Origin of the sequence: Leptothrix cholodnii SP-6 (assembly GCF_000019785.1) — a bacterium.
Taxonomy (GTDB): Bacteria; Pseudomonadota; Gammaproteobacteria; order Burkholderiales; family Burkholderiaceae_C; genus Sphaerotilus; species Sphaerotilus cholodnii.
In genome coordinates, this window is sequence record NC_010524.1 from 2,918,062 (window position 1) to 2,935,415 (window position 17,354).

At 70.4% G+C, this 17,354-nt stretch carries 19 protein-coding genes and 1 riboswitch; of the genes, 4 read left to right on the top strand and 15 right to left on the bottom strand.

Annotated elements, in window-relative coordinates; all coding sequences use genetic code 11:
• Positions 1 to 6: 6 nt before the first annotated feature.
• The 10 genes from panD to LCHO_RS13340 are packed head-to-tail and all read right to left on the bottom strand — an operon-like array spanning position 7 to position 9,746.
• Positions 7 to 402: an aspartate 1-decarboxylase gene (gene panD / locus LCHO_RS13295; RefSeq protein ID WP_012347678.1), complete on the bottom strand. Its 396-nt coding sequence runs from the start codon at positions 400 to 402 to the stop codon at positions 7 to 9.
• A 10-nt stretch (positions 403 to 412) separates the two neighbouring features.
• Positions 413 to 1,063, bottom strand: a complete 651-nt coding sequence (locus LCHO_RS13300; RefSeq protein ID WP_012347679.1) for a histidine phosphatase family protein — start codon at positions 1,061 to 1,063, stop codon at positions 413 to 415.
• On the bottom strand, positions 1,056 to 1,850 hold the full coding sequence (locus tag LCHO_RS13305) for an adenosylcobinamide-GDP ribazoletransferase (protein ID WP_012347680.1): 795 nt from the start codon (positions 1,848 to 1,850) through the stop codon (positions 1,056 to 1,058). Before LCHO_RS13305 ends, LCHO_RS13300 begins: the two co-directional genes overlap by 8 nt.
• A complete protein-coding gene (gene cobT / locus LCHO_RS13310) occupies positions 1,850 to 2,929 on the bottom strand; it encodes a nicotinate-nucleotide--dimethylbenzimidazole phosphoribosyltransferase (protein ID WP_012347681.1) in 1,080 nt (359 codons plus the stop codon). Before cobT ends, LCHO_RS13305 begins: the two co-directional genes overlap by 1 nt.
• Before the next feature lie 50 nt (positions 2,930 to 2,979).
• On the bottom strand, positions 2,980 to 4,521 hold the full coding sequence (locus LCHO_RS13315; protein ID WP_012347682.1) for a cobyric acid synthase: 1,542 nt from the start codon (positions 4,519 to 4,521) through the stop codon (positions 2,980 to 2,982).
• A gap of 15 nt (positions 4,522 to 4,536) precedes the next feature.
• Entirely contained in the window at positions 4,537 to 5,334 is a 798-nt protein-coding gene (locus tag LCHO_RS13320) for an ABC transporter ATP-binding protein (RefSeq protein ID WP_012347683.1), read from the bottom strand.
• Entirely contained in the window at positions 5,331 to 6,338 is a 1,008-nt protein-coding gene (locus LCHO_RS13325) for a FecCD family ABC transporter permease (RefSeq protein ID WP_012347684.1), read from the bottom strand. Before LCHO_RS13325 ends, LCHO_RS13320 begins: the two co-directional genes overlap by 4 nt.
• Positions 6,335 to 7,246, bottom strand: coding sequence for an ABC transporter substrate-binding protein (locus LCHO_RS13330; protein ID WP_012347685.1), 912 nt, complete (start codon positions 7,244 to 7,246; stop codon positions 6,335 to 6,337). The genes LCHO_RS13325 and LCHO_RS13330 overlap by 4 nt, the downstream gene beginning before the upstream one ends.
• Positions 7,243 to 7,818 carry a bifunctional adenosylcobinamide kinase/adenosylcobinamide-phosphate guanylyltransferase gene (cobU, locus tag LCHO_RS13335; RefSeq protein WP_012347686.1) on the bottom strand — a complete coding sequence of 192 codons (576 nt, stop codon included), beginning with the start codon at positions 7,816 to 7,818 and terminating at the stop codon, positions 7,243 to 7,245. The genes LCHO_RS13330 and cobU overlap by 4 nt, the downstream gene beginning before the upstream one ends.
• Before the next feature lie 11 nt (positions 7,819 to 7,829).
• Entirely contained in the window at positions 7,830 to 9,746 is a 1,917-nt protein-coding gene (locus LCHO_RS13340) for a TonB-dependent receptor (RefSeq protein WP_012347687.1), read from the bottom strand.
• Between the two features lie 70 nt (positions 9,747 to 9,816).
• Positions 9,817 to 10,057, bottom strand: a riboswitch (cobalamin riboswitch).
• Between the two features lie 89 nt (positions 10,058 to 10,146).
• Here LCHO_RS13340 and LCHO_RS13345 point away from each other — a divergent pair.
• The 4 genes from LCHO_RS13345 (at position 10,147) to LCHO_RS13360 (ending at position 12,257) form a co-directional block, all read left to right on the top strand.
• Positions 10,147 to 10,374: a cell division protein ZapB gene (locus LCHO_RS13345; RefSeq protein ID WP_012347688.1), complete on the top strand. Its 228-nt coding sequence runs from the start codon at positions 10,147 to 10,149 to the stop codon at positions 10,372 to 10,374.
• Positions 10,371 to 10,697, top strand: coding sequence for a cell division protein ZapA (locus LCHO_RS13350; protein ID WP_012347689.1), 327 nt, complete (start codon positions 10,371 to 10,373; stop codon positions 10,695 to 10,697). Before LCHO_RS13345 ends, LCHO_RS13350 begins: the two co-directional genes overlap by 4 nt.
• Positions 10,698 to 10,974: 277 nt before the next feature.
• Entirely contained in the window at positions 10,975 to 11,448 is a 474-nt protein-coding gene (locus LCHO_RS13355) for an EVE domain-containing protein (RefSeq protein ID WP_012347690.1), read from the top strand.
• A complete protein-coding gene (locus LCHO_RS13360) occupies positions 11,445 to 12,257 on the top strand; it encodes a sulfite exporter TauE/SafE family protein (protein ID WP_012347691.1) in 813 nt (270 codons plus the stop codon). The genes LCHO_RS13355 and LCHO_RS13360 overlap by 4 nt, the downstream gene beginning before the upstream one ends.
• A gap of 6 nt (positions 12,258 to 12,263) precedes the next feature.
• On the opposite strand, the gene LCHO_RS13365 is transcribed toward LCHO_RS13360, so the two are convergent.
• The 5 genes from LCHO_RS13365 to LCHO_RS13385 form a co-directional block, all read right to left on the bottom strand.
• Positions 12,264 to 13,250 carry a GGDEF domain-containing protein gene (locus LCHO_RS13365; RefSeq protein WP_012347692.1) on the bottom strand — a complete coding sequence of 329 codons (987 nt, stop codon included), beginning with the start codon at positions 13,248 to 13,250 and terminating at the stop codon, positions 12,264 to 12,266.
• Positions 13,251 to 13,323: 73 nt separating this feature from the next.
• On the bottom strand, positions 13,324 to 13,902 hold the full coding sequence (locus LCHO_RS13370; protein ID WP_012347693.1) for a DUF3501 family protein: 579 nt from the start codon (positions 13,900 to 13,902) through the stop codon (positions 13,324 to 13,326).
• A gap of 21 nt (positions 13,903 to 13,923) precedes the next feature.
• Positions 13,924 to 15,288, bottom strand: a complete 1,365-nt coding sequence (locus tag LCHO_RS13375) for a (Fe-S)-binding protein (RefSeq protein ID WP_012347694.1) — start codon at positions 15,286 to 15,288, stop codon at positions 13,924 to 13,926.
• 102 nt (positions 15,289 to 15,390) lie between these two features.
• Entirely contained in the window at positions 15,391 to 15,810 is a 420-nt protein-coding gene (locus LCHO_RS13380) for a rubrerythrin family protein (RefSeq protein ID WP_012347695.1), read from the bottom strand.
• Between the two features lie 178 nt (positions 15,811 to 15,988).
• Positions 15,989 to 17,122: a type IV pili methyl-accepting chemotaxis transducer N-terminal domain-containing protein gene (locus LCHO_RS13385; protein ID WP_223210442.1), complete on the bottom strand. Its 1,134-nt coding sequence runs from the start codon at positions 17,120 to 17,122 to the stop codon at positions 15,989 to 15,991.
• Positions 17,123 to 17,354 lie beyond the last annotated feature (232 nt).

A 17,354-nucleotide genomic window follows, 5' to 3' on the forward strand; every position in this document is an offset into this window, starting at 1 on the left:
TCGCAGTCACCGCAGCGGCGAGGTCTGCGGCGGGTTCTGCGGCTCGCTGCGCAGTTCCTTGATGCGGTTGGCCTCGTCCATGAACACCAGCTTGGGCTGATGCGTGGGCACCTGCTCCTCGTGCACCTGCGCGAAGGCCGCGATGATGACCAGATCGCCCGCGCTGGCGCGCCGCGCCGCCGAGCCGTTGAGCGAGATGATGCCGCTGCCCCGCGGCGCCTTGATCACGTAGGTGACGAAACGCTCGCCGTTGTTGATGTTCCAGACGTGGATCTGCTCGTTCTCGCACAGGTTGGCGGCGTCCAGCAGGTCTTCGTCGATGCCGCAGGAGCCCTCGTAATGCAGCTCGCAGTGGGTGACGACGGCGCGGTGGATCTTGGATTTGAGCAGGGTGCGGAACATGGCGGACGGGTCAGGTTGAAACGGGTACGGCACTGCGGCCGCTGCGGTGCAGCATGGTACCGATGCGCAGAAGCCCCCGGGCGGCCGACCAGTGCGCCGCGCCGCCGTAACACAGCGGCGCGGGCCAGTGGCTCGCTTCGGGCAATTCGGTGTTGACAAAAGTCAGCGCGTTGATCCAGCCCGCATGCGCGACCAGCAGGCGGGCAGCCGCCTTCGGGCCTCTGGCGACGGCAGTGGATTCGGCGCCTGCCGCGTCGTGGGCAATGAAGGCACGCACCCGCTCGCGCAGTGCGGCGAGGGATTCACCACCACCCGGCGCGTGGCCGGCAAAGTCGGCCTCCCAGGCGGCGAACTCGGCGGCGCCGATGTGCGACCAAGGCTCGCCGTCCCACGATCCGAAATCCATTTCCAGCAGACGGACGTCGACGTGGTGGCGCCAGCCCCAGCGCCGCAGCCAGCGGCCGACCGCCGCGCAGCGCGTCAGCGGCGAGGTCCAGACCTCGCGGGCGAGCCCCTCGCGACGTGCGTGGCGGCGCAGCCGATGCGCCAGACGCTTGGCGCGGCGCCGGTCGACGCTCACGTCGGTGCAGCCGATGCAGCGCCCGGCCACGTCGAACGGGCGCGGATGGCGCCAGAGCCACAGCTCGCCGTCGTCACTCAAACCAGACTCCCGCCAGCCAGCCGAGGTAGGCCGCCAGCTCGCACAACTGCTGCGCCGCGCCGAGCGTGTCGCCGGTGTAGCCGCCCAGGCGCTGCCGGTACCAGCGCACGCAGAACGCCGCCAGCGCGATCACGCCGAGTGCGGCGCAGGCCAGCGTGAACGCCGACGCTCCTAGCCCCCACGCCGCCGCACAAGCCAGCGCGGCCCAGCCGAGCGCAGCCGCGAGGCCGGCGTCGGACACCTGCTGCGCCATCGGCTTGGCCTTGGCGTGTTCGGCGTCGCCGGCATAAGGCAGCAGCCGCAGCAAGGCCACCGGCACCGCACGCGACACCGCGTGCGCCCAGACCAGCGCGATCAAGGCTTGGACGCCGTCGAAATCGGTCAACTCGTACAGCGCCACCGCCTTCAGCCCCAACACGCCGACCAGACCGAGCGCGCCGTAGCTGCCCAGCCGCGAGTCCTTCATGATGGTCAAGGCGCGCTCGCGGCTGACACTGCCGCCCAGGCCGTCGCAGGTGTCGGCCAGGCCGTCTTCGTGGAAACCGCCGGTCAGCCACACGGTGGCCGCCATGCTCAGGCCCACCGCCACCGACAGCGGCCAGACCTGCGCAGCCAGCCACAGCACCAGCGCCGCCACGCCCCCGACCCACGCGCCGACCAGCGGGTAATGCCGCGCGCTGGCGTGCATCCACTCCGGCGTGTAGCCCACCCAGGCCGGCACCGGCACGCGGGTGAAGAACTGCAGCGCGATGAAGAACAGCCGCGCTTCGTGGATCAGCGCGGCCATCACGGCTGCGGGGTCGATCCGGCGGCCGGTCCGGTCGAGGCATCAGTCGAGGCATCACTCACGCCGGCCGACTCGAAACTCGCCATCTCCGCCAGGATGCGACAGGCCGACTCCAGCAGCGGCCAGGCCAGCGCCGCGCCGGAACCTTCGCCCAGGCGCAGGCCGAGGTCGAGCAGCGGCCGCGCACCGAGCTGCGCCAGCAGCAGCGCATGGCCGGACTCGTCCGAACGGTGTGCGAACACGCAGCGCTGCAGCACCGCCGGCTGCAGCCGCGCGGCCACCAGCAAGGCGGCGCCGACGATGAAGCCGTCGATCAGGATCACGCGCCGTTCGGCGGCGGCCTGCAGCATGGCGCCGACCAGCATCGCGATCTCGAAACCGCCCATCGCGGCCAGCACGGCCAGCGGCTCGGTGGCGTCGACGTGATGGACCAGCACCTCGCCGAGCAGCGCGGTCTTGCGCGCCAGCGCGGCGTCGTCCAAGCCGGTGCCGCGGCCGACGCAGCGCCACAGCGGCTCGCCGCTCAGGCGCGCGAGCAGCAGCGCCGCCGCCGAGGTGTTGCCGATGCCCATCTCGCCCAGCGCCAGCGCATTACCCGGCAGGCCGCGCACCACCTCGCGGCCGGCGCGGATGGCCTGCTCGCACTGCACCGCGCTCATCGCCGGGCCGGCCAGCATGTCGGCGCTGCCGGGGCCGATCTTGCGCAGCAGCAGGCCGGGGCGCGGCGCGAAGTCGTGGCGCACGCCCGCGTCGACCACCGTCAGCGCCAGGCCGTGCTGGCGCGCCAGCACGCTGACCGCCGCGCCGCCGGCGAGGAAGTTCTCGACCATCTGCCAGGTCACGTCGCTCGGATACGCCGACACGCCGCGCGCGGCCAGACCGTGATCGGCGGCGAACACCACCAGCTGCGGCTGCTCCAGCCGTGGCAGCGTGCGGCCCTGGATCAGCGCCAGCTGCAGCGCCAGCGCCTCCAGCCGGCCGAGCGCGCCCAGCGGCTTGGTCTTGCGGTCGATCTGCTGCTGTACCTGAGCGGCGAGGCTGGCGTCGTGGAGGTCTTCGAGGGTCGGGATCAGGTTCATGGCTGCGGGGCGTAGAGACGCCGTGGGTGCAAGACGTGGGATGGCGGCAATCAGCCGGGTGGCTGCTTCGGGCTCAGCAGCCCGGCCAGCGCACCGAGGCTGAAATGCCGCTCGGCGAAATCGGCCAGGCCGTCGAAGACGCTGTCGAGCGTGCGGCAGCCGGCGCCGAACAGCGCCTGCAGCACGGCCGGCGATTCGAACAGGCCGTGCGTGTAGACGCCCAGCACCGAGCCGTTCTGCCAACCGATGGTGTCGCCGCACGTGCTGCGCAGCGCGGGCAGCGCCGACGCCATCGCCGGGTGCTGGATTGAGCGGCCGTTGTGGATCTCGTAGCCGTCGAAGGCGACGCCGGCCAACGCCGCCCAGACGCCGTGGGTGGCGCCGAACGAGGCGCGTGTCGGCCGCAACAATTTGTGCGGATCGAACTGCGTCACCAGCGGCAGCAGGCCCAGGCCGGGGCCATTACCACCAAGCGCGTCGAAGCCGCCCTCGACGCCGTGCAGGTCGATCAGCGCTTCGCCCAGCATTTGCAGGCCGCCGCAGATGCCCAGCAGCGCGCCGCCGGCTGCGGCATGGCGGGCGATCGCCGCGTCGAGCCGCTGTGCGCGCAGCCAGGCGAGGTCGGCCTGGCTGTGTTTCGAGCCCGGCAGGATGACCCAGTCGGCGCGCTCCAGATCAGCCGGCTGGCGCGCCCAGACCAGTTGCACGCCCGGCAGGTTGCGCAGAGGCTGGAACTCGTCGAGGTTGCTGATGCGCGGGTAGGCGACGATGGCGATGCGCAGCCGCTGGGCGGCGTGGCCCGGCGCGGCCGTGTGTCCGCCCGGCTCGTACAGGCCGTCTTCCTCGGGCAGGCCGTGCTCGCGCCACATCGGCAGCACGCCGATCGTCGGCACGCCGGTCAGCGCCTGCAGTTGTTCGGGCCCGGGCGCCAGCAAGGCCGCGTCGCCGCGAAAACGGTTCAGCACGAAGCCGCGGATCAGCGCGCGCTCGTCGGCCGGCAGCAGCTGATGCGTGCCGTAGAGGTGGGCGAAGGCGCCGCCGCGGTCGATGTCGGTGATCACCAGGCAAGCGGCTTGCGCCGCCAGTGCGGTGCGCATGTTGACGTAGTCGCTGGCGTGCAGGTTGATCTCGGCGGGCGAGCCGGCGCCTTCGATCACGACCACGTCGTTGTGGGCCATCAGCTGCTGCAAGGCGGCGCGGGCGTGTGGCCAGAGCGCCTCGCTGCGCTCGCGCCACGGCACCTCGGCCAAGTCACGGCGCACCTCGCCCAGCACCACCACCTGGCTGCGCGTGTCGGCCTCGGGCTTGAGCAGCACCGGGTTGTGCATCACGCCGGGCACGCAGCGCGCGGCCAGGGCCTGGAAATACTGCGCGCTGCCGATCTCGCCCATGGGCTGCGCGCCGTCCGCGCCGATCAGGCCGGGCACGACACGGGCGTTGTTGCTCATGTTCTGGGCCTTGAACGGCGCCACTTTCAGGCCCTGGCGCGCATACCAGCGGCACAGCGCGGTGGCCAGCCAGCTCTTGCCGGCGCCGCTGCTGGTGCCCAGCACCATGACGGCACGGGCCGGCGATCGGACCAGGTCGGACATCGATGGATTCCTCGATCAAAGGTGCGGCACGGCGACCCAGCGGCCGTCGACCGACAGGATGCGGATCGCGCCGCCGAACACCGCCTCCAGCTCGGCGTGCACGGCCGGATCGTCGGACCGGCCCTGCGCCCGCACGCGGCCCTGCGCCAGCACCACCAGGCGGTCGGCGGCCAGCGCCAGCGGCAGGTCGTGCAGCACGCTGATGACGCAGTCCTCGCGCGAGCGCCGCTTGAGCAGGCGCACCAGCGCCACCTGATGCGGCGCGTCGAGGTGGGTGGTCGGCTCGTCGAGCAGCAGCACCGGCGCATCCACCGCCAGCGCCCGCGCCAGCAGCACGCGCTGGCGCTCGCCGCCGGAGAGCTCGGTCAGGCGCCGGTGCTGCCAGTCGGCGCATTCGGTGTCGGCCATCGCCTGCTGCACGATCGCCTCGTCGTGCGCGTTCGGTCGACCGAGCAGGCCCAGATGCGGCAGGCGGCCGAGGTGCACCACGTCGCGCACCGTCAGCTCGCCCGAGGCTTCGCCCTGCTGCGCCAGCCAGGCCAGGCGCCGGGCGCGCTCGCGCAGCGGCCAGTCTGAAATCGGTCGGCCCTGCAGTCGGACCTCGCCGGTGAAGGTCGGCAGCAGGCCGGCCAGGCAGCGCAACAGCGTCGACTTGCCGGCGCCGTTGGGGCCGACGACGGCGGTCCAGCCGGTGGCGGCAAATTCGAGGTCGACGCCGCGCAGCACCTCGCGGCGCGCAGCGCCTTCGCCCAGCGGCACCCCGAGGGCGCGGCATGACACGGCGGGCGTCGTTGCCGTCGTCGCACGCATCATCCCAGCCCCCGCCGATGCAGCAGCCACAGCAGATAGAGCCCGCCCAGCACGGCGGTCAGCACGCCCACCGGCAGCTCCTGCGGCGCGATCACGCAGCGTGCGGCCACGTCGGCCAGCAGCAGCAGGGCGCCGCCCATCGCGGCGCTCGCAGCGAGTCGATAGCCGTGCGTCGCGTGCACGAAGCGCCGCACCAGATGCGGCGCGACCAGCCCGACAAACGCCACCAGCCCGGCCTGCGCCACCGCCGTGCCGGTCGCCAGCGCCATCAGCACGACCAGCGCGGCGCGCAGGCGCGGCAGCGACAGGCCGAGGCTGCTGGCGCTGTCTTCGCCCAGACTGAGTGCATCGAGCGTGCGCGCCAGCCGCCAGGCCAGCGGCAGCGTCGCGGCCAGCGCCGCGGCCAGCAGCGCCACGCTCGGCCAGCCGAGAAAGCCGGTGCTGCCGAGCAGAAACGCCTGCTTGCCGCGCAAGGCGGCGGGCGACACCATCGTCACCAGATCGTTGAGCGCGCCCAGCACCACACCCACCACCACGCCGGCCAGCAGCAGCCGGGTGGTGTGTTCGGCGCCGCGGGCGAGCATCAGCGTCAGGCTCACGCCCAGCAGCGCGCCGCCGAACGCCGCGCCGACCAGGCCGAAACGCGCCAGCAGTTCGGCGCCCGCCAGGCTCAGCCCGCTGCCGACCAGGCTGCCGGCGGCCAGCACCAGCACCACGCCGAGCGATGCACCGGCCGCCGAGCCGAGCAGGTACGGATCGGCCAGCGGATTGCGGAACAGCCCCTGCGCGATCGCGCCGGACAGCCCGAACAGCGCGCCCACCAGCCAGGCACCGAGCGTGCGCGGGGCGCGGATCTGCCAGACGATCAGCTCGGCGGTCGGGTCGTCGAGCGAGGGCAGGCGCCAGCCCTCGCTGCCGGCCAGCAGGCCCGCGAAGCTGCCGGCCAGCGCGATCAGCAGCAGCGCCCAGGCCAGGCGCTGTCGGCGCTGGCGTTCGAGTTCGCTCATTTCGATGTTCCGTTGCCGCCGGGTACGGGCGCGGCCAGCCGGCCGAGGCAGGCGGCGATCAGCAAGGCGCCCTCGCCCAGCCTCGGGCCGGGGCGCACCAGCATGTCGTAGTCGGCGGGCGCGAAGGCGCAGGTGCGCCGGCGCTGCAGCGCCCGCAGGTGCGACCAACCCGGGCGCTGCGGCATCGCGGCCAGGTCGTGCGTCACCGCCATCACGAGGTCGGGTTGGGCACGCAGCACGAACTCGGGGTTGAGCTTGGGGAACGGGCCCAGTTCGGGGCCGATGATGTGGGCCAGGCCGAGCTGCGTCAGCGTCTGGCCGACGAAGGACACCGCCCCGGCCGCATAGGGCGCGGCATCGACCTCGAAATAGACCCGCTGGCCGCGCCAGGCCGGCGGCACCTGCGCGGTGGCGCGCCGCACCTGGCTGTCGATCTGTTGCCACAGCAGTTCGGCCTGGCCGGGGCGACCGAGCAGCGTGGCCAGCGTGGCGAGGCCGGCGCGCAGCTCGGTGTGGTCGACCGGTTCGAGCGCCAGCACCTTCAGGCCCAGCGCCTCCAGCCGCTCGATCGCGCGGCTCGAACGCGCCGCCAGCACGACGTCGGGCCGCAGCGCGACGATGGCCTCGATCTGCGCGTCCTCCAGCCCGCCGAGCTTGGGCAGGCGGCGCACCGCGTCGGGCCAGTTGGAATAACGGTCGACCCCGACCAGTCGCTCGCAGGCACCGAGCGCGCAGACGCTTTCGGTCAGCGAGGGCATCAGGCTGACGATGCGCTGCGGCGGCCTCTCGAATGTCAGACGGTGGCCGCGTTCGTCGGCCACGCTGATGGCGGCCTGCGCGACGGCGCCGAGGCCGAGGCACAGCCCGATCAGCAGCAGCCACGCGCGGCAACCGCCCGACAGGCTCATGACGACGCCCCCGGCTTGATCGTCAACGGCAGCCCCGCCACCATCAGCGTGACGCGGCTGCAGCACTGCGCCAGATCCTGGTGCAGGCGGCCGAGTTCGTCGACGAAGCGGCGCGCCTCGGCACGCATGGGCGACAGGCCGAGGCCGATCTCGTTGGACACCAGCACCAGCGGGCCGGGCACGGATTCGACCGCCGCCATCAGCGCCGCGCGCTGCGCGGCCCAGCCGGCTTCGTCCACATCGCCGGCCATCGGCATCAGCCAGTTGGTCAGCCACAGCGTCAGGCAGTCGACCAGCACCAGGCAGCCCGGGTCGCTGAGGCGGGCAATGGCGCAGGCGAGGTCGAGCGGTTCCTCGATCGTCGCCAGCGCCGGCACGTGGACGCCGCGGTCCGACCGGTGACGGGCGATGCGCGCGCGCATCTCGTCGTCACCGGCCAGCGCGGTGGCCACCAGCACGGCACGCTGGCCCGGCAGCGCCAGCCAGGTGGCAGCGCGCTGCTCGGCGCAGCGCGACTTGCCACTTTTCTGGCCGCCGAGGATCAGCTCATGCAAGGCAGCGGCGGATCTCATGGCGGCAGCGGTCAGAACGACATCCGGGCCGAGGCCAACACGGCGCGGCCGGGCTCGGGGTAGATCGCCGTGACCTGGCCCGCCGCACAGCCGAAGGCCTGCGTGGTGTACTGGCGATCGGCGGCGTTGGCCATCGCCAGGCTCAGCTCCAGCTTGGGCAGCCGCCACGCGTAACGCAAGTCCAGCGTGGTCGCGGCCTCCATGCGGCAGCTGTTGGCAGCGGTCGGGAACTGGGTGCCGGTGTAAACCAGGTCGGCGCCCAGGTGATGCTGCGGCAGGAACTGCCAGCTGGCGCCGACCGAGGCGTTGCGGCGCGCCGCCAGCGGGATGTCGCGGCCGGCGTTGGCCCCGGCGTCGAAACGCGAACGGCGCAGCGCACCGGCGGCGCGCAGGTCGACGCTGGCGTTCAGCACGTGGCTGGCCTCGAACTCCAGGCCGGCGCGACGGGTGCGTTCGAAGTTGACGTTCTGGAACGTCGCACCGTCGAAGCCGATCTCGTCGCTCAGGCGGCTGCGGTAGATGCGGGCCTCGAAGCGGCTGTCGCTGCCACGCCAGCGCGTGCCGAGCTCCAGGTCGCGCGAGGTCTGCGGCCGCAGGCCGGCATTGCTGAGCTCGTCGGCGTTGGGCAGGCGGAAGCTGGTGCCCCAGCGCGCATAGACCTGGGTCTGCGCGGTGACGGGGTGGACCGCGCCGATCTCCCAGGCGTTGATCCCGTCGGACACGCTGGCCGGGCCGGCAAAGGTGTTGGCATCCTTGTCGACCTGCTCGCGCCGCAGGCCGGCCGACAGGCTGCTGCCGTTGGCCAGGGTCAGCTCGTCCTTGACGTAGATGCCGCGGTTGCGCTGCACGTCCGGCAAGCCCGTCGGCAGCACGTCGCGCTCCCAGCGCGCATGGTCGATGCCGAAGCGGAGCTGGTTGCGCAGGCTGGCGATGCGGCCGACGTGGCGGGCACGCACGCCGGCGGTACTGGCGTCGACGTCGTAGTCGAAAGGAAAGCCGCCGTTGATGCTGCGCAGCTCCTTGTGGCGCGTGCCGAGGTCGAACGCGAGCTCCCAGTCGCCGCCCTTGTATTCGGCGGTGAGGGTGCTGCGACGGGCGTCGATGCGGCCATGGTCGGTCAGGCTGGACGCCTGGCTGGGGTCGGCGGCGTACTGCGCGGTGCTCAAGGCGCCGGGCAGGCCGGTGGCGAGGCTGTCGGCGGCATGGCGCGCCACGACCCGCAGCTGATCGAGCTGCCACTGAGCCGCCAGCGAGACGCCGCTGACCGCCGACGCGAAGTTGTCGCGGTGGTTGTCGGCCAGGCGGCGCTGGGCGGCGAGGTCGAAGCTGAAATCGCCCGCATTGACGGTGGCCGCGCCACGCAGTTCACGCCGGCCCTGCGTGCCACCGGCAGCGTAGACCTGCGCCTGGTCGGCGCGAGCCACGCCGCGGCCGGCCTTGGTGGTGATGACGATCGCGCCGGCGGTGGCGCCCTCGCCATAAAGCACGGCGCTGCTGCCGCGCAGCACCTCGATGCGTTCGACGGTCTCGATCGGGATGCCGGCCAGGCGGGTGCCGCCGAGGTCACCCTCGCTGATGCGGATGCCGTCGACCACGATCGCCATGTTGTTGTCGGAGGTGCTGCCGAAGCCGCGCAGGTCGAGCGCGTATTCGCCACCGCCGTTGAGGTCGAGCCGGCCGGCCACGCCGAGCTGGCGCATCACCGCCTCGTTGATCGTGGTGTAGCCGCCGCGGCGGATCTGTTCGGCCGTGATCACGCTGATGCCGATCGGCTGGGCGTCGGCTTCATCTGCAAAACGGGTGCCGGTGATCAGCACCGGATCGAGCGCAGCTCGTGCGACGGCGGTGCCGCTGACAGCCGAGATCGCAGCCAGGCACAGGACGCGCAGGGCCGACGGCGCATGGCGCGCCTGGAGGTTGAACTTCATGGGATAGACAAGGACAGGTTGCCCGCAGCCTGCTTCCCCGCAGGTGCTTGCGACGTGGACAGCGCGCATGGCACGCGTCCCCCTGTTGGCCGGTATCCGGGCTGGCGGAACAACCCCTGCGACCTTCCCGGCATCTGTCGAAACCAGTGGCTGAGCACAGGAGCGGGCAAGGCTTGAAAGCCCGGCCGTCCGCTTACCGTTGCGGGGGCAGCGCAGGTTGGGTGTGGCCCGTGGGGCGTGACCTTCCTGCTTCCCGTTTAACCGCGCTGCCGTGAACGGCGGGCGCGAGCACCAACGTGAGGGAGTGTAAACGTGCGCTGTCGCGGCCTCCGAACCCGCCACTACAATGATTCCGCTTGGCAATGACGCTGTTGCGTCCACGCCGCTAGCCACACTGCGCATGTCCACCATCGAAGATCTAGCCGACCGGGTTGAACGCCTGCTGATGCGCCACGAAGAGCTCAAGCGCACCAACGCCCTGCTTGAACAGCAGATCGCCTCGGTTGCTGCCGAACGCGACAACCTGCGTTCCAGACTGGCCGCCGCGCGCAACCGCATCGACGCGCTGATCGAACGCCTGCCGGTGTCCGATTTCGACCACGACAAGTCGGCCGGGAGCGGCGCATGAAGCAGATGGAAGTGACGATCATGGGCCAGAGCTACATCCTGGCCTGCCCCGATGGCCGGGCGGTCGAGTTGCTCGAGGCCGTCTCCAGCGTCGACCGCGAGATGTGCGGCATCCGCGATGCCGGCAAGGTCAAGGCGCGTGAACGCATTGCCGTGCTGGCCGCACTGAACCTCGCCTACGCGCTGGCCGAACAGGCCCGCGCACCGATTGCTGCCGCCCCCCCGGCGCCGGCCGGTGCACCGTTCGATCCGGGCTCGGTCGACATCGATGCGCTGGTCCACCGCGTCGACGCCGCGCTCAGCGGCGACGGTCAATTGCTCTGATCGCCAGGCGCTCGCCAAGGCCGCGGTGGCTGGCCTAGAATCCGTTCCGTCCACTGCGTTCGCGAAGGTTTTATATTTCCTTGAACCGATGCTCTCGCGAGCCTGGGCTTGGAAATCGCCAAGTTGGTGTGATCGTCTCGCGTCAGATGAACCCGAAATTTGGCTGACCTCGCCCACCTGAATCCCCCTGGGTTCAGGAATGCGGCCTTTGGTTCGCGGTGGACACCCTCCTTCCTTGCGCCGTCGGCGCTCCCGCTGATTTCCGTTGAGCCGGTACATGCCCGCGCGCCAATACTGGCTGATGAAAAGCGAGCCCGAAGAGTGCTCCATCGACACGCTGGCTCAGTCCGTGAGCCAGTGCCTGCCGTGGACCGGGGTGCGCAACTACCAGGCGCGCAATTTCATGCGCGACGCGATGCAGGTCGGCGACGGCGTGCTGTTCTATCACTCGTCGTGCCCGCAGCCGGGTGTCGCCGGGCTGGCTGAAGTGGCCTCTGCGGCCTACCTCGACGCCACCCAGTTCGACCCCGCCAGCCCCTACTTCGACGCCAGGTCGCAGCGCGAGGCACCCCGCTGGCTGCATGTCGACGTGCGCTTCGTGCGCAAGACCCGGCTGCTCGGTCTGGCCGAGATGCGCGCCCAGCCCGGCCTGGCCGGCATGACGCTGCTGCGCCCGGGCAATCGCCTGTCGATCACGCCGGTGACACCGGCCGAATGGCAACTCATTCTCGAACTGCTCGAACGCACATGAACCTCGACGCCACCCTGATCGCCGAACTGCTGGCACTCGGCACCGCCACCGGTTTTCTCGCCGGCCTGCTGGGCATCGGCGGGGGCATGCTGATGGTGCCCTTCATGACGCTGATCCTGTCGCATCGCGGGGTCGACTCGGCGCTGTCGGTGAAGATGGCGATCGCCACCTCGATGGCCACCATCCTCTTCACCTCGATCTCGAGCGTGCGCGCCCATCACAAGCGCGGTGCGGTGCGCTGGGACATCGTGCGCGTGCTCGCACCTGGCATCGTGGGCGGCGGGCTGCTCGCCGGCGCGGGTGTGTTCGCGCTGCTCAAGGGCACGACGCTGGCACTGGTGTTCGCGCTGTTCGTGGCCTTTTCGGCCACGCAGATGCTGCTCAACAAGAAGCCGCCGCCGAGCCGCCAGATGCCCGGCACCGCCGGCAGCCTGGGCGCGGGCGGCGTGATCGGCTTCATCTCGGGCCTGGTCGGCGCCGGCGGCGGTTTCATCTCGGTGCCGTTCATGGGCTGGTGCAACGTGGCGATGCACAACGCGGTGGCCACCTCGGCGGCACTGGGCTTTCCGATCGCGCTGGCCAATACGGTCGGCTACGTGGTGGGCGGCTGGTCGATGCAAAGCCCGGTGCCGGGCGCGCTGGGTTTCCTGTGGCTGCCAGGCCTGGCCGTGATCGCCACCGCCAGCGTGCTGACCGCGCCGCTGGGCGCGCGCACCGCCCACGCGATGAACGTGCAGCAACTCAAGAAGGTCTTTGCGCTGGTGCTCTATCTGCTCGCCGCCTACATGCTCACCAAGGCGATGCAGTGAGCGCACTCACCGGGCCGTGAGCCCGCCCAGCTGGATGCTCGCCAGCGCGACCCGGTTGCCGCCACGCTGACGGGCATCGTTGAGCGCACGGATGGCCGCCTGGCTGAGCGCCGAGAGGCTGTCGGCGCTGTGCGGAAAGCTCGCCACGCCCGCCGAGATCTCGAAGCCGAACGACTCGCCGTCCAGCACCAGCACCTCGCTGGCGCAGGCGCGCCGCAACTGCTCGACCCGGGCATGCGCGGTGGCCAGGCCGATGCCCGAGAACAGGATCGCGAACCGGTCCGGGCCCAGCTGAGACAGCACGTCCATCGCGCGGGTGTTGCCCCGCATCAGATGGCTGACCGAATCGGCCACCCGCGCCGCTGCGGCCGGGCCTCGCTGCTGCTGCAGCTGATCCAGCCGGTCGACCGCCAGCAGCACCAGCGCGAACTCGCGCCCCTCGCGCTGGGCCAGCGCGGCTTCACGACGCAGTTGATCCTCGAAGTGTTCGCGGCGGAACAGCTCGGTCGGGCGATCCTGCGTCTGCGACTGCTGTTGGCGCACCTGGTCGAGCGCCGTCTGCTGACGCTCGATCTGCGCCAGCGCCTGCTGCAGACGCTGCTCGAGCCCGGCCTGGGCATCGTTGCGCCAGACCGTGAGCAGCTGCGGCGCAGGCCCGTCCGCCCCGAGCACGACACGCCACGACAGCAGTTCGACCTGGTGGCCGCCACGCTCGAAATGGTGGGTGTCGGCAGACAGCTGCCCGGTGGCCAGGGCTCGCTGATCGGCCGCACGCACGACGGCCGCATCGGCCTTGGGCATCAGGTCGAGATCGGTGCGCCCGGTCAGCGCGTCGAGCGCATGCCCCAGAAAGCCGCCCATCGCTGCGTTGGCCCAGAGGTAGCGACCGCTCGACACCTCCTTGATCGACACCATCGCTCCACTGGCCTGCATCGAGGCGAGCAATGCGGGAGCCAGTTCATCCTGGGCAATCGACGGGGGAAGTTGGGTCATCACGGCTCGGGTCTTCGGACTGCGCCAGCGGCTTGAGCGCACGCTTGATGATAAGCAGCCGACGCGAGCCGTTTCAGCGCAGATCACCTGCCAGCGCGGCCAGGGTTTCGGGCGGAATGCTCAGGTGCACGGGGTAATGCGTGTGATCGCAGCCGATCTTGACGGCCGCACCGGCGCGCACCGCCTGTCGGCTCGCCGGGTCGAACTCGAAGCGCACGAAATGCACCGCCGAGGTCTTCTCGTCGTTCTCGCGGTCGAGGTCTTCGTCGGCAATCGCGTAGATCCGCGGATGGCCCTCGACCTCGACGAACACCCGGTCCTCGACACCGATCAGGCGTGCCAGTTCGCGGCGGCGCTCGTGCACGTCGGGGTACTCGAGCAGCAGCGTGGCCTTCCAGTTGCTGCCGTCGGGTACCAGCGGGTTGTAGGCCTCGAGTTCGCCCTGGATGCCGTCTTCCTCGAAGATCTTCTCGACCCGCAGCATCTCCTGGATCTGGTAGCGCACGGTGGTTTCATCCTCGAACTGCAGCGTCATGTGCTCGCCCAGGTGCACGCTGCGCAGGCGCCGGCGGGCGATGACGGCGGTCTTCATCTGCGGCCGTGCACGGGCATAGGCTTCGAGGGTCAGCAGGCTGTCGCGGGTGATGCGCATGGTCGTCTTCGTCTCCTGTTGTCACTTGAGGCCGTAGGCCGTCGCGACCAGGCTCAGCGGATGAGCCAGCGGCGCGCTCGGCAGCTGGTTGTTGGCCAGTCCCTGGGCGATGTGGTGGCCGCCCAGCGGGCAATCCGAGCTGATCCAGTCGGGGCCCTTGCCGTCGGCATCGAGCTTGCCCATCGCCTTGAACACCGGCTTGCCGATCTTCATGGCCAGTTCGTGATACGGCTTCTTGACGCCGTAGGTGCCGGCGTGGCCCGAGCAGCGTTCGATGGTGTTGAGCCTGACCTTCACGCGCTGGCCGATCAGCTTGAAGACTTCCTCGGTCTTGCGGCCGATGTTCTGGACCCGGCCATGACACGGGATCTGGTAGCTGATGTTGCCCAGGTCGCGCTTGAAGTCGAGCTTGAGCAGGCCGTCGCGGTGGCGCGCGGCCAGGTACTCGAACGGATCCCACATCGCCTCCTGCACCCGCGCCACCGCCTCGTCGCCCGGGAACATCAGCGGGATCTCCTGCTTGTACATCAGCGTGCACGAGGGCACCGCGGCCAGGATCGCGTAGCCCTCGCGCGCGTGACGGTCGAGCACCGGGATGTTGGCCGCCTTGCTGCGCGCCACCGATTCGAGATCGCCCAGTTCGAGCTTGGGCATGCCGCAGCACTGCTCCTTGTCGACCAGCACGTAGGGGATGTCGTTGTGCGCCAGCACCGCCAGCAGGTCGTGGCCGATGCCGGGCTCGTTGTAGTTGATGTAGCAGGTCGCGAAGATCGCCACCTTGCCGGGCGTGCGCTGGCCGTTGGTGACGGTCTTGGACGGGCTAACGGCCGCGCCCCAGCGGAAGCGCTGCGCCGCCAGGCTCGGCATCCAGGCATCCTTGTGCACGCCGAGGAACTTCTCCATCACGGCACGCGCGGGCTTCGTCTCGTTCACCGCATTGACCGCCTGCACCACGATCGGGATGCCGGCGAACTGGCCGTGCACGTCGGTGGACGCCAGCAGCCGGTCGGCGCGCGAGACCTCGCCGTTCTTGAACTTGATCGCCTTGGCGCGCAGCATCGTGTGCGGGAAATCCAGGTTCCACGCGTGCGGCGGCACGTACGGACACTTGGTCATGTAGCAGAGGTCGCACAGGTAACACTGGTCGACCACCCGGCCGTAATCGGCTTTCGGGATGCCGTGCACCTCGCCGTCTGCGGTGGCGTCGACCAGGTCGAACAGGGTCGGAAAGCTCTGGCACAGGCTCACGCAGCGCCGGCAGCCGTGGCAGATGTCGAACACCCGCTCCAGTTCGGCGTCGCACTGCGCCTTGTCGTAGAAATCGGGGTTCTGCCAGTCGAGCGGATGCCGCGTCGGCGCTTCGAGATTGCCTTCCCGATTGCTCATGATCCTGCCTCCGAAGGATGAGTCGCCGGCGCGTGCGGCACGGACGGCAACCGGGCGGTCACGGCCCGGTTGCCGGCGGGTCGGACCGACCCGCGACCAGGCTCAGTCGACCAGCGCGTCGAGCGCCTTCTGGTAGCGGTTGGCATGCGAGCGCTCGGCCTTGGCGAGCGTCTCGAACCAGTCGGCGATCTCGTCGAAACCTTCGTCGCGGGCGGTCTTGGCCATGCCCGGGTACATGTCGGTGTACTCGTGGGTCTCGCCGGCCACCGCGGCCATCAGGTTCTGGCGGCTGGTGCCGATCGGCAGACCGGTGGCGGGGTCGCCAACGGCTTCGAGAAATTCGAGGTGGCCGTGGGCGTGGCCGGTTTCGCCCTCGGCGGTGGAGCGGAACAGCGCCGAGACGTCGTTCTGCCCCTCGACGTCGGCCTTGTTCGCGAAGTAGAGGTAGCGGCGATTGGCCTGCGATTCGCCCGCAAAGGCGTCCTTCAGGTTCTGCTCGGTCTTCGTACCCTTGAGCGTCATGTGTCTCTCCTGTTGATAGCCACAAAGCATCGGTGCAACACGACCCGGCCAACCGCAGCGGCCAGGGCGCTACTTCGTCACGGTCGAATCGTGAAAACCGACCGCGCAAAGCAACGATAGCGTAGGGCTCGACGATGCCAATTAGGGATTGGCTATATCCAGGACTGGCAAAACGCAATCACCCCATCAGCATCTGCATGCTGTGTTCGTAGGTGTCGGTGAGCTGGTCGAACAGCGACAGCAGTTCCTCGCTGGCGCGCGCCAGGGCGAGGCGGCCTTCGGCGCTGGCGGGGCTGCGGGCGCCGCGCAGCATCTCCTGCCAGGCGGCATCGGCAGCGGCCAGCGATTCGCGGATCGCCACCGAGCTCAGCGGTGCATTGCGCAGATAGGCCAGGCCCTGCTCGAAGGCCGCCACCGTGTCGTCGGGCACCACCGACACCTCCGGCAGCAGCGCACCCATCAAGGCCTGCTTGGCCAGGCGCTGGGCCAGCATGCGCTGGCGGCCGGCCACGTTGATGACCTGCAGCGACGGCCCGGCGCCAGCCATCGCCAGCGCGCTGGTCAGGCGCTCGGCCTGCGCCAGCAGCTGCTCGGCCTGACGGTCGAGCTGGGCCAGGCTGCCGTCCTGCGCCGGCAGTTCGAGCGCGGTGCGCATCGCCGACCAGCTCATCGCGGCCGCGTCGAGCAGATCGCCGAAGGTCGGGCGCGAGAGGGTTCTTTCGAGTCCGGCCACGATCTGGTCGATCTGCTGGCGCGAATCGGCCAGCAGCGCCCGCGAGCCGGCCGCCTCGATGCCCGCCAGCTGCAGCGCGTGCAGCTTGACGATGCGCTGCGACAGCATGCGCAGCCGGCCGGCCCGGTTGATCGCCTCGGCATACTGGGCCGCGTCGATCACCTGCTGCGAGACCTGGCCGATGCGCTGCTTGGCGTGCATCGAGGCCGAGCGCAGCAGGCGGAAGGCCTCGTCCTCGCTGACCTGGCGCGCGTTCATCAGGATGCCCTTGGCGCGGTCGATCAGCTTGCGCTCGTTGTAGCGGCGGCGCAGGTCGGCGAGCTCCTCGCGCATCTGCCGCACATGCCGGAAGCGCGCGATCGTGTACTGGATCAGCGAGCGCAGCCGCGGCGCGGCATAGCCGTTGACGACCCAGCCCTCGATGCCGACCGCAAGACCGGCGTCCATGGTTTCGGCCCGCACGTCGCTGGTGAACACCAGCACCGGGCGTGGTGCAGCACTGTCGAGCAGACGCACCGCATCGAACAGTTCCTCACCGGGATGGGGCTCCCAGACGACGATCACATCCGGTGCATGCAACAACGATTCGCGCACCATGTCAGTGCAAAGACAGCGTGCAGCCACCCGCATGCCGCTGTTTTCGAGTTCGGCGACCAGATTCGGGGCATCGGGCGGCGCAGGGGCGACAACAAGAACTTTGATCACGGGGCGGGCGTGCCGCTGGGGCGGCATAGAAAAGTCATGCCCCAAAGCTAGCACGCCGCAGGCCAACCGGCCACCCGCACTCGACTTGGTGCGGCCACGCACAACG